The sequence below is a fragment of the Nocardia sp. NPDC127606 genome (assembly GCF_042671725.1).
Taxonomy (GTDB): Bacteria; Actinomycetota; Actinomycetes; order Mycobacteriales; family Mycobacteriaceae; genus Nocardia.
The window spans coordinates 295493-306602 of the sequence record NZ_JBHXWQ010000008.1; the positions used below are offsets into that span (position 1 = coordinate 295493).

An 11110-nucleotide genomic window follows, 5' to 3' on the forward strand; every position below is an offset into this window, starting at 1 on the left:
CCAGAGGATACAGGCGTGGCCAACATCAAGTCCCAGATGAAGCGGATCCGTACCAACGAGGAAGCGCGCAAGCGCAACCAGTCGGTCAAGTCCGCGCTGCGCACCGCGATCCGCAACTTCCGTGAAGCTGCCTCCAGCGGTGACAAGGAAAAGGCTGCCGAGCAGCTGCAGTTCGCGAGCCGCAAGCTCGACAAGGCCGCGTCCAAGGGCGTCATCCACGCCAACCAGGCGGCCAACAAGAAGTCCGCGCTCGCGCTGGCTCTGAACAAGATCTGATCAACGGCGGGCCTGGTGCTCGCTGGCAATACTTCGCAAGACGCAGCCGCCGTGGCCTCGATGACCACGGCGGCTTTTGTCGTTCCCTTCCACCGGCTACCATTCGCGCCATGTTGACGGTGTACGCGAATCAGACGGTGGTACGAGGCGATGACCTGGCCGAGGTGATCCGCGCGGCGGAGATCCTGGGTATCGGTCTCAAGGTCGAAAATGTGATGGTGCCCGACGAGGACGGTGGCTACGGCGCCGCGTGGATCGTCACCCGTGAGGACGAGGTTCCCCTCTACGACGAGTGGGAGGGACGCTACGACGACCTCGACGACGACGAGGATGTGGACGTCTCGCTGGTCGTCGCCGGCGAGTAGTCAGTTCACGCAGGACACCTGCCCCGAGGTGATGTCGCTGCGGACCGGCTTGCCCGCGTCGGGAGTCTCCGTCTCCGATGTGGTCGTGCTGGTCTGCCAAGCGCCCGCGGTCGACTCCGACGACCAGGCGGCAGGTGGTTCCGTGCGTTGTCCGGTGCGCTTGGCCGTGGTGGAGGTCGGTACCGGCATACCGAAGGCCGCGGCCATCTCACGGCGGATCGCGGACCGGTCGACGATGTTGACGTCCTGGCCGTTGATCACGTCGTAGCGCAGCACCGGCAGGGTGCGGAACTCGACCTCGGGATCGTCGGCGGCGCCCAGCGTGCGGACGAATTCGGTCATGCTCCAGCCGTCCGACAGCACGATATTGCGATGCGCCACATCCATCAGCGCCGAGAGCTTGCCCGGGTCGGTGAGGGTGCCCGCGCTGCGGAGCTGGCGGGCCACCGAGGTCAGGAATGCCTGCTGCCGGTGGGTTCGGTCCAGGTCGCCGTTCTCCAGCCCGTGTCGTTGCCGGACGAACGCCAGCGCCTGTGCGGGACTCAGCTGCTGGCGGCCCGCGGGGAAATCGGCGCCGGAGAACTCGAAGTCCTGCACCGGCTTGTTCAAACACACTTCCACGCCACCCAGCGCGGCGGCCAGATCGTAGAAGCCCGCCAGGGTCACCTCGGCGAACCTGTCGATCGGCACACCTGTCAGATCCCGGACCGCGGCGACGGTCGAGGCCCGCCCCGCCTCCCGGCCCGCCTGTTCCAGCTTTCGCTGATCGGTGACGCCCCGCGCGATCAGCTGATCCTGCACGGCCGCCTTCTTCAACCCGTACGCCTCCTTGATCTTGGCGTGGGTGTAACCCGGGATCCCGGTGACCGGCACATAGTCGTCGCGGGGTATCGACACCGCGACGATCTTGTTCATCGCGGCCGGAATGTGCACCAGGATCAGGGTATTGGCGTTGTATCCGCCTTCGTCACCGTCGCCCGCGTGCAATTGATCGAGGACCTCGGCGGGTAGCTCGTTGCCGTTCTGATCACGCCGGGTATCCAGTCCGATCAGCAGGATGTTGAGATCGCCCCCGAGTGAATGCGGGGCGTCGTCACCGATCGCCCGCGACCGCAGGAACCCCGCATCGAAACTCCCCGCCGTCGACCACCCATACGCCGTGACCACCACCACCGCGGCCGACAACACCGCCGCGACCACCTTCACCACCCGCCGCGCTACCCGCCCCGCCGATCCCCGACCGCGTCGACCGCGCCCGCCTCGTCCATCCCGGCTACCACTCGGCTCAACCATCTCATGATCAACTGTGCCAGCCGCGAGAGCGACCGGACATCGCGATTGGATCCCGATTGGATGGCGGTGCGGCGCGCCTGTTCAGTGGGGGCGAGTACCCAGGTCCTGCGAAATCCGCAGCAGATAGCCGTCCGGGTCCTGCACGGCGAACTGGCGCACCCCGACCTCGTCGGTGGCCCGCCGGTACCAGCGTTCCTCCAGTGCGAGGTAGAGGTCTCGGCCGGTCGATGTGAGCGCGGCGTGCAATTCGGCCACGTCGTCGACGTCGATGGTCAGGTTGATCCCTCGCCCGTACGGATGCTCGAGCGAGGCACGCGGGTAGAGCCGGTCGTGGTCGGTCGGCTGTTCGAGCATGAGATCGACGCCGTCACGCTCGAGATAGGCGAATCGCTCTTCGGGGCGCTCGTACCGGATCCGGAATCCGAGCAGTCGATAGAAGGCCACGCTGGACTGGAGGTCCGAGCAAATGAGTTCGGGGATCAGTCGCGGCACCAGGGTCAGCCGGCAGCGCGGAGGTCGAGGATGCGGGCGAGGGCGTGTTCCACGGCGTAGGTGGCGTCGGCGGCGCCACCTTTGACGTCGGCGTTGAGAGTGGCTACCACCTGTAGGGCGGTGCCGATGGTGGTGGGGTTCCAGCCGCGGGCTTGGGCTTGGGCTTTTTTGATCTTCCAGGGGGGCATGCCGAGTTTCTGGGCCAGGGCGAACGGGTCGCCGCGGCCTGCCGAGCCGACTTTGGCGATGGTGTGGACCGAGTCGGCGAGCGCGTCGGCGAGCAGGACGTGGGGCACTCCGCGGTCGGTGGCCCAGCGCAGGGCTTCCATCGCACCGGGGCGGTCGCCGGCGACCGCGAGGTCGGCGACGTCGAAGCCGGTGACCTCGGCTCGGCCGGAGTAGTAGCGGCGGACCGCGTTCGCGTCGACCTTGCCACCGGTGTCGGACACCAATTGTGAACAGGCGGCGGCCAATTCACGCAGCTCCGAACCGACGGATTCGAGCAGGGCCTGCACGACTTCGGTCGACACCTTGACCCCGAGGGCCCGGAACTCGCCCCGCACGAACTCCACGCGCTCGGCGCCCTTGTTGAGTTTCGTGCACTCGTGGACCGTCGCGCCCTTCTTCTGTAGCGCGGGTGCCAGCGCCTTGGCCCGTCCGCCGCCCGAGTGCAGAACCATCAGCACCACACCGTCGGGCGGGTCGGCCGCGGCCTCGGTGATCACCGCGACCGCGTCCTTGCCCGCTTCCGCGGCCGACTCGAGCACGATCACCCGGTCTTCGGCGAACAGCGAGGGGCTGAGCAACTCGGCCAGTTCAGCGGTGCTCGCGTCACCGGCGCGCAATCGATCGACGGGCACCGAATCCGGATCGGGCGCACAGGCCCGCACCTGCGCGGTCACCATCGCAACCGCACGTTCGACCAGCAGTTCCTCGTCGCCGAGGACCAGATGCACCGAGGCAGGGCGTTCGCTCACCAGGCGATCCTACGTACGCCCACCGACATCCCTCGGCGCCGACCTCGTGCATGTTGCCCAGCACCGACGTTCCGCTGCGCCCCCAGTCGACTTCGACCGGATCGAGATCCTCGACGCCATCGAGGCGCGGGTCGGTGCCGCGCAGGCGGTGCGCGTCGACGAGAAGTGACAGTCCTCAGATCGGCGGCCGTACCCACGATCACGACGTCCCCGTCCAGGTCGGTCCGCGCGACGGTGGTGCCGAGCGCGGCCAGGGTCGTGGTCACCATGGGATGCGGATGACCGAAGGTGTTGTCCGACCCGGCGCTGACCAATGCCAGGCGTGGGCCGACGGCACGCAGGAATTCCGTGGTGGTGGTGCGTGATCCGTGATGGGGCACCTTGAGAATGTCCGCCCGGACGTCGTCACCGCGCATGATCCGGCCCTGCGCCTCGCCTTCGATGTCACCGGTGAACAGGATCGTTCCGGCCGGAGTGCGTGCTCGCATCACCAGCGACCGATCGTTGGCCTCATCGGCCGCCAGTGACGTCGGCATGTCCCGGCTCGGTGCCAGGACCCGAAATCCGACTGCGCCGAAGGTTATTTCGTGCCCCGCGTGGAGTTCCATCAACGGAATACCAGCCGCACCAGCCAGTTCCGCCACCCGCTCGACTCCAGCGGTGTCGTCACCGTGACCATGCGATTCTCGGTGGGAAACAGTGTGTTCCGCTGGCCGGCTGTCGCCCGTCACCAGCCTCTCCCCCGGCGTCCCACGCGGACACACGTGCTCACCTCCCGTCGTCCTCACATCAGCGCCGACCGTCGACGCTCGGTCCTGCGGATATGAGGTTGCCGTCGGCTGTTTTTCCTCCGGCACGGCCGGTGTCGCCGAGTGCGGCTGCGTTCCGCCCGAGTCGTCCAGCCGTAACGGTGGGACAGCCGCATCCGCTGAGGGCACCTGCGCGGCGACCACACCCTGTGCGCGCGGTGACGATTCCGCTGGGTGTGATGGGTCTCCCGCGACTTCTGTTGGATGCGACGGAGTTCTGGTCGGCGGTGTGAGGTTCGGCGATATCGGCACTGTGACCGGCGTCGGCCCAGTGGCGCGGTCTGCGGCGGCACAGGTTTCAGCGATCGCTGAGCGGAGTTCGCCCGGAGCGGTGGCTATGGCATCGACAGTGCGACCGCGGAGAGCGCCGGCGAGTCCGTTGATGTGATCGGCATGGGGGTGAGTGAGGACAAGTAGCGGGATGTGGGTGATTTCCAGGCGGTCCAGGCAGGCCCGGATCGGGCGTGGGTCCGGGCCGACGTCCACGACGACCGCCGCACCGGGGGCAACCGACAGAGCCAAGCCGTCGCCCTGTCCAACGTCACACATCGCGAGCACCCAGCCCGATGGCGGCCACCCTGGCTGCGAGAAGCGCACCGGGAGCAGCACAATCGACACTCCCAGCACCACCACCGCCAGGAGCCGGCGGGTGTGCGACCAGCGCAGTGCCGCCACGACCACGACGACGATCACTGTCGCGACCGATCCCGCGACCGCGCCATACGGCACCGTGATCGTCGCGCCCGGCACCGCGGCCGCACGATCCGCGACGCCGAGCAACCACCACATCGGTGGCCGCGCGCACCACAGCACCCATACCGCGCCATCACCCCAGACGCAGGCCACGACCGCGCCCACCGCGCCGATCACCGTGATCAGCCCGACCACCGGTGCGACGAGCGCGTTCGCCACGATCGCCACCAGGCTCACCCGCCCCGACAGGGCAACCATCAGCGGCACGGTGACGACGAACGCGGCCGCCGACACCGCGACGATCTCCGCGGGTGCGCGCCACCAACCGTGCGCCCGCAACCAGTCCGCCCAGCTGGGCGCGAGCAAGATCAGCCCCGCGGTCGCGAGCACCGACAGCGCGAATCCCGCGCTCACCGCCAATTGTGGTGCAACGGCCAGCAATCCGATCACCGCCGCACACAGCGCCGGTAGCGCCTGCTTGCGTCTGCCGGTGAGCAGGGCGAGCACTGTCACCGAGCCCATCGCTGCCGCGCGCAGCACACTCGGGTCGGGGCGGGCGATGACGACGAACAGTACGACAACCCCCGCCGCCGCAGCAGCACTGGTCCGCGGGCCCACCGTGAGCAGGCGGGTGAGCGCCAACAGGGCCGTCAACACGATGGTGAAATTGGCTCCGCTGACCACACAGAGGTGCTGCAAACCGGCGATTTCGAACGCGTCACGCACTTGTTCCGGCAGCGCGGCGGTGTCACCGACAACGAGCGCGGGCAGCAACCCCGCGGCGGCAGGTGGCAGTGCCTTGCCGGACGCGTCCACCAGATCCGTTCGCACGCTCGCCGCGAGCCGCTGCCACCACGGCGGCTCACCGATCCGCTTCGGTGCGTCGGCGGCGTGCAGGGTGGCGACGGTCAGGTCCGCACGGTTCGGCTCGCTGACCTCGGCCCGGAATCGCACCAATTGCCCAGGCGACAGCTCAGCCCACCCACTACCCTGCGCGAGCACCACAATCGAACCACCGGCCTGCGTCCACGCCAGGCCCTGACCGAACTCGCGCAGACTCGCACGAACAATCCACCGCCGCTCACCACCGAACCCACCGGCGCGCACGGGTTTCGCGTCATCGGTGACCACCGCGAGCACGTTCACCGACCGACCGAACGACTCTCGCAGCGGGTGTGCCTGGACATGATGCTCCTGCCAAGCACCGGCCGCCGCGAACCCCGCACCGAGCAGCATCGTCGCCAACCCGGTCACCGCGACAATCCGCCACCGCTCCCGCCGATGCGCCATCGCCCACAGCAGCACCACCCACAACCCGATCGCCACCACGACTGACGCAACCGCCAGCACCAACCCCGCGACCCATCCCACAGTCACCGCGACAATCGTCGCCACCCAGCACCCGAGCGCCGCGGGAACCAACCGCATATCGAGGACCTGTTGCTCCGGTTCCCCTTCTCCCCGTTGACCCACGCCGAACCGGCGGCCGGGCCCCCACCCCACCCTCTCCCGGATCTCGGCCGCTCGCGGCCGTCGACGCCGACCCGACCGTTCCTGCGAAGCACCATCACGTTCAGTCGCTCCCGGCCGCCCACGCCGGTCCGAACCTCCCGGCATCGCCCCCACGTGCTGGACGACTCTCGTTCGCCGGCGCTGCTCCTCCCGAACCACTCCATGGCCCGGCGCGTGCCTCATCCGCCTGCCGTGTCGTCAGATCGGGGCGTACCGCTGCCCAGGTCAACCACACCATCCACAGCACAGGGGTTTTCGCCCAATCCGCGTGGACACGCGAGCCGGCGGAGATCGCCTGATCCCGGCGCGCGGTCCTCCACTGTTTCGGTGGCCTGATCTGTGGTGGGCCCGGTGACGAGCCGTGCGCACGGCCACACCGGGCAGGTCACGCGATCACATCCACGCAGTGTGTCTTCGGGTGGATCATGTCGTCACCAGGTCACGGAGTCGAGCCAGCCGGGCCGGACCGATGCCGTCCACCTCGCCGAGTTGAGCGACGTCGGTGAAGCGGCCGTTGGTGGTACGCCACGCGAGGATGGCCTTGGCGGTGACCGGGCCTACGCCGGGCAGTGCGTCCAGCTCGGCTTCGGTCGCGGTGTTCACATCGATGCGGGAACTGCCGGGCGAGACACCGGCACTGAGGCCGGCGGTGCTCGAGCCCACTGTGCTCGAGCTGCTTTGCTTCGAGTTCGCGGTGTTCGAGCTGCCGGTACCGGGCGGGATCACAGGTGCGCGACCAGCGCCGATCATGATGCTGCCGAGGCGTGGTTGACCGGATTGAGGATCCGTCGCTCCGACGATGACCTGGTCCCCGTCCGCCAGTCGTTGAGCCAGGTTCAGGCCTGCCAGGTCGGCACCTTCCCGAATACCTCCTGCCTTCTCCAAGGCGTCGGCGATCCGAGAACCATCCGGCAATCGGTGCAGCCCGGCTCGTTCGACCAAACCGACCACGCTGACGACGACATCGACGCTCGGGGCGTGGTCTTGACCGGACACAGCCGCGGCGACCACGGCGGTCGAGCCGGGCTGTACGGCGACATTTTCCGCCCGCAGTACAGGCACCGGCGGAACCGCCCGCGCCACCGGCTGATCCCGCAGCACCATCACACCGGTGAGCACCACGGCGATGACCCCGACCAGCCCGAGTACCAGCGCGCCGCGACGACCCGGATCCAGCCGTGCGTCCCGAAAGCGCTCTGGCACCAGGCGGTTTCGCCGACCTGATCCACCATCGTCGAGCCACCCGGGTGTCCCCACTGTGCCTGCCTGTCCGGCAGACGGTGCGAGTTCGTCATCGTCCCAATGTCCTTCGCCGTCGTCAGGGCGCGCAGCACTGTTCCCAGGCTCCATCCCGGACGCGCGCAGCGGCTGACTACTCGGACGTGCTCGCTCGCGGACCGCCAGCCCACCCAGCCGCTGCCGTACTCGCTCGTGCTCTTCGTGTCGTGGCATGGCAGCGACGCTAGGCCGACGCCGACCTGGCATACCCCCGCCGACCTGGGCTTCGAAGAAGTCTGTGGATAACTCCGAACCTGTGGACAACTCACCCGACAGCCGGTTTCGCACCCAGAATCTCGCCTGCCCGAGTAGATACCGTGCGCTCATGGCCGATTCGAAGTACTCAGGAACCCATGGAACTCGCACAACGATTCCGCGACTTCGCACTCCTCGAAGCGCGCGGAAATTCCCCGCTCTATCACCGACGAGCGCTGGATATCAGCGTGGACGCGGAGGTGCTGGCGCTGATCGCCCAATTGCCCACGGACAAGCAGCAACCCAATCTGATCCTGGCTGCCGCGCGAGTGCACGGCGCGACCGCGGTTGCCTACAGCGAGTTCCGCGACCAGCTGCGCGAGAACTGGTCGGCGATCTCCGCGACCGCACTGCGCAGACGTACACAGACGAACGAGGCGGGCCGGGCGGCCACCCTGCTGCCGGTACTGGCCCGCCTGCCAGGGCCGCTGTCACTGATCGAGGTCGGCGCCTCGGCCGGACTGTGCCTGTACCCGGACCGTTTCAGCTATCGCTACAACACCGCCGCGCTGGATCCGGCCGACGGTCCGTCACCGGTTGTGTTGACCTGCAAGACAACCGGAGCGGTACCGATCCCGGACCGGCTCCCCCGGGTCGTTCATCGGGCGGGAGTAGATCTGAACCCGCTCGATGCCGGCAACAGCGACGATCGACAGTGGTTGTCCGCGCTCGTCTGGCCGGGTCAGGACGAGCGGCTGTCGCGCTTGCGTTCGGCCTGCGCGATCGCCGCAGCGGATCCACCGGCCATCGTCACCGGCGACCTGAACGAGCAGGTTACCGAGCTGGTACACGCGGCACCACGCGACAGCACGGTGGTGGTGTTCCACAGCGCTGTGCTCAGCTACCTCTCGCCTCAGGCGCGGGCGGACTTCCGGGCAACGGTGCGGGACCTGCCCTGCCACTGGGTTTCGCAAGAGGGCACCGGGGTTCTCAGCTCGCTGGCCGATCAGCTGCCCCCACGCGAGAGCACGGCGGCCCGGTTGGTTCTCGCCCTGGACGACGAGCCGTTGGCTTTCGCCGGGCCGCACGGCCAGTCGCTGGACTGGTTCGGCCCGGCGTAGCGACGTCAGAGTCGGCGCATCACCGATACAACGCGGCCCAGGATGACCGCTTCGTCACCGTCGATCACGGAGTAGGCGGGGTTGCGCGGTTCGAGATGGACGTGGCCGTTGCGGCGGCGGTACACCTTGACCGTGGCTTCCTCGCCGATCATCGCCGCGACGATGTCGCCGGAGTTGGCCTCGCGCTGACTGCGGACCACCACGAGGTCGCCATCGCAGATCGCGGCATCGATCATCGAGTCACCGCGCACCCGCAAGCCGAAAACCTCACCACGACCGACCAGCTCACGCGGGAGGGTCATGACGTCGTCGGGATTGTGCTCGGCCAGGATCGGAGCGCCCGCCGCGATGTCGCCGACGACGGGCACCGACACCGAGGCGTCGGAGTCGGCGGCGGGCGCGCCACGCAGGAACAGGCGCACGTCGATGGGTCGGGTCATGGTGGCGGCACGGCGAAGGAACCCGTCTTCCTCCAACGCCTTCAGGTGTTGGGAGACCGTGGATGTGGAGCGCAGGCCCACCGCGTCGGCGATCTCCCGCGTGCTCGGCGCGTAGCCGTGGGCGAGCACCGAATCCCTGATCACGGCGAGGATGTGTTGCCTGCGGGGAGGCAGGCTCGCGGCGTCGAGGTGGTCGAAGTCGTCGTATCCGGTCATCGGGGAATCGTAGATCCCCCCGCGATCACCACTTCAGTCCAGGTTCCTCGCGAAACAGTTCGACTGCGGCAGGACGTGATACGGCGCGAACAGCGGAATCCGGTGATACCCACTGCGCTCGTAGAAGCGCACCGCTTCCGGCTGCAGATGCCCGGTCTGCAGGATCATCCGAGGCCGACCGGCCGCGCGCACGGATGCTTCGGCGGCGTGCAACAGGGCGGTCGCGGTTCCGGTGCCACGGTAGGCGGGGCGCACGAACATCCGCTTGAGTTCGAGGTCACCGGCGTTCCAGCGCACCGCGGCGTGCCCGACAGGCTCCGCGCCCACATATGCGACGAACGTCTGGTGCACGGTCACGCGGTCGACCGAGATCGGCGAGGGACCGCGCAGGGTGAGCTCGAGGTCGGCGTAGCGGGGACCTACCTCCGCCGACATCTCCGCGCGCAGCGTCTCGGCATCCGGGTCGTCCCACTCGACCACGAGTACTCGTGGCGAAACGTCGGTCTGTGGAGAAGTGTTGCCAACCATGACAACCACGGTAGGCACCGGATCATCGTCACCGGACTGTTTGCCCTCAGCGAGATTCTGAACCGGCAGCGATCAAACACATCCGCCCGGCAACACCGCGACGCCGAGTGCGCCCACCCCGAGGTGCACACCGAGCGCGGGACCGAACTCGGCGACGTAGAGCTCTTGCACCTCCGGCAGCTGCTCACGCAGTTGTGCCGCGATGTTCTCGGCGGCCTCGGGGGCACCGAGATGCTGGATGCCGAGCGCCGCACCGTCGGCTGCGGCCGCATCCACCGCGGCAGCCACCAGCTTGGCGTAGGCGCGCGATCGGGTTCGCACCTTCTCGCGCATTTCGAGCTTGCCCTCCACCAGCTGCAGCAGTGGCTTCGTCACCAGTTCGCTGCCGAAGAACGCGGCGGCGCTGCTCAGCCTGCCGCCCTTGCGGAGTTGCTCGGTGCGGTTGACCAGGATGAACGTGCGCGAACGGGTCGCGGCCGACACCGCGCGCTCGTAGACATCGTTCAACGCCTCGCCTGCCCTCGCCCTACGGGCGGCGGCCAGCACAGGCAGACCGGTCGCCAGGCCGGCACCGAGTGAATCGACAACGCGCACACGATCTTCGGCGCCCATGTCGCGCACCGCCTGGCGGCCCGATTCCCAGGTCGCCGACAACCGGCGCGACAGATGGACGGCCACGACACCGTCGCCGTCACTGTGGCTCAGCGCGCGTTCGTAGGCTTCGCGCAGTTCGCCGGGCGAAGCGGCCGACGTGGTGACCGAGTCGGCGGTGTAGTCGATCTCGATCGGGTCGACGCCCTCCCGGATCTCCCGCTCACCGACGAGCACATGCAACGGCACCACTTCGATACCGAGCTCGGCGACGAGATCGACGGACAACCCCGCCGCCGAATCGGTGACCACCACAACGGCCAC

11 protein-coding genes are annotated in these 11110 nt (G+C 68.2%); 3 read left to right on the plus strand and 8 right to left on the minus strand.

Going from position 1 to position 11110, the window contains the following annotated elements:
* The first annotated feature begins 15 nt into the window (after positions 1-15).
* Both rpsT and ACFVJ5_RS29445 read left to right on the plus strand, forming a co-directional pair.
* The gene (rpsT, locus tag ACFVJ5_RS29440; RefSeq protein ID WP_056821462.1) at positions 16-276 is read left to right on the plus strand and encodes a 30S ribosomal protein S20; all 261 of its coding nucleotides are present in this window, start codon (positions 16-18) and stop codon (positions 274-276) included.
* Between the two features lie 110 nt (positions 277-386).
* Positions 387-641, plus strand: a complete 255-nt coding sequence (locus ACFVJ5_RS29445; protein WP_378637424.1) for a hypothetical protein — start codon at positions 387-389, stop codon at positions 639-641.
* Here ACFVJ5_RS29445 and ACFVJ5_RS29450 read toward each other — a convergent pair whose 3' ends face one another.
* The 5 genes from ACFVJ5_RS29450 to ACFVJ5_RS29470 all read right to left on the minus strand — a co-directional run bounded on the left by ACFVJ5_RS29450 (position 642) and on the right by ACFVJ5_RS29470 (position 7869).
* Entirely contained in the window at positions 642-1847 is a 1206-nt protein-coding gene (locus ACFVJ5_RS29450) for an LCP family protein (RefSeq protein WP_379225031.1), read from the minus strand.
* 168 nt (positions 1848-2015) lie between these two features.
* Complete coding sequence (locus tag ACFVJ5_RS29455) at positions 2016-2426, minus strand: bleomycin resistance protein (RefSeq protein WP_379225033.1); 411 nt, start codon at positions 2424-2426, stop codon at positions 2016-2018.
* Positions 2427-2431: 5 nt separating this feature from the next.
* Positions 2432-3403 carry a DNA polymerase III subunit delta gene (gene holA / locus ACFVJ5_RS29460; protein ID WP_379225035.1) on the minus strand — a complete coding sequence of 324 codons (972 nt, stop codon included), beginning with the start codon at positions 3401-3403 and terminating at the stop codon, positions 2432-2434.
* The gene (locus tag ACFVJ5_RS29465; RefSeq protein WP_379225037.1) at positions 3400-6282 is read right to left on the minus strand and encodes a ComEC/Rec2 family competence protein; all 2883 of its coding nucleotides are present in this window, start codon (positions 6280-6282) and stop codon (positions 3400-3402) included. The genes holA and ACFVJ5_RS29465 overlap by 4 nt, the downstream gene beginning before the upstream one ends.
* A gap of 558 nt (positions 6283-6840) precedes the next feature.
* Positions 6841-7869: a ComEA family DNA-binding protein gene (locus tag ACFVJ5_RS29470; protein ID WP_379225039.1), complete on the minus strand. Its 1029-nt coding sequence runs from the start codon at positions 7867-7869 to the stop codon at positions 6841-6843.
* Between the two features lie 179 nt (positions 7870-8048).
* Between ACFVJ5_RS29470 and ACFVJ5_RS29475 the strand changes: the two genes are divergently transcribed.
* The gene (locus ACFVJ5_RS29475; RefSeq protein WP_379225041.1) at positions 8049-9011 is read left to right on the plus strand and encodes a DUF2332 domain-containing protein; all 963 of its coding nucleotides are present in this window, start codon (positions 8049-8051) and stop codon (positions 9009-9011) included.
* Between the two features lie 5 nt (positions 9012-9016).
* Here ACFVJ5_RS29475 and lexA read toward each other — a convergent pair whose 3' ends face one another.
* The 3 genes from lexA to ACFVJ5_RS29490 all read right to left on the minus strand — a co-directional run bounded on the left by lexA (position 9017) and on the right by ACFVJ5_RS29490 (position 11110).
* Entirely contained in the window at positions 9017-9667 is a 651-nt protein-coding gene (gene lexA, locus ACFVJ5_RS29480; protein ID WP_379225043.1) for a transcriptional repressor LexA, read from the minus strand.
* A gap of 33 nt (positions 9668-9700) precedes the next feature.
* Positions 9701-10195, minus strand: a complete 495-nt coding sequence (locus ACFVJ5_RS29485; protein WP_379225045.1) for a GNAT family N-acetyltransferase — start codon at positions 10193-10195, stop codon at positions 9701-9703.
* 72 nt (positions 10196-10267) lie between these two features.
* Positions 10268-11110 (minus strand): DegV family protein, encoded by an 843-nt coding sequence (locus ACFVJ5_RS29490; RefSeq protein WP_379225046.1) that lies wholly within the window; start codon positions 11108-11110, stop codon positions 10268-10270.

Coding starts and splice junctions, on each gene's coding strand:
- ACFVJ5_RS29475 (WP_379225041.1), top strand. CDS start 8,049: ATGGAACTCGCACAACGATTCCGCGACTTCGCACTCCTCGAAGCGCGC.
- ACFVJ5_RS29485 (WP_379225045.1), bottom strand. CDS start 10,195: ATGGTTGGCAACACTTCTCCACAGACCGACGTTTCGCCACGAGTACTC.
- lexA (WP_379225043.1), bottom strand. CDS start 9,667: ATGACCGGATACGACGACTTCGACCACCTCGACGCCGCGAGCCTGCCT.
- ACFVJ5_RS29445 (WP_378637424.1), top strand. CDS start 387: ATGTTGACGGTGTACGCGAATCAGACGGTGGTACGAGGCGATGACCTG.
- ACFVJ5_RS29470 (WP_379225039.1), bottom strand. CDS start 7,869: ATGCCACGACACGAAGAGCACGAGCGAGTACGGCAGCGGCTGGGTGGG.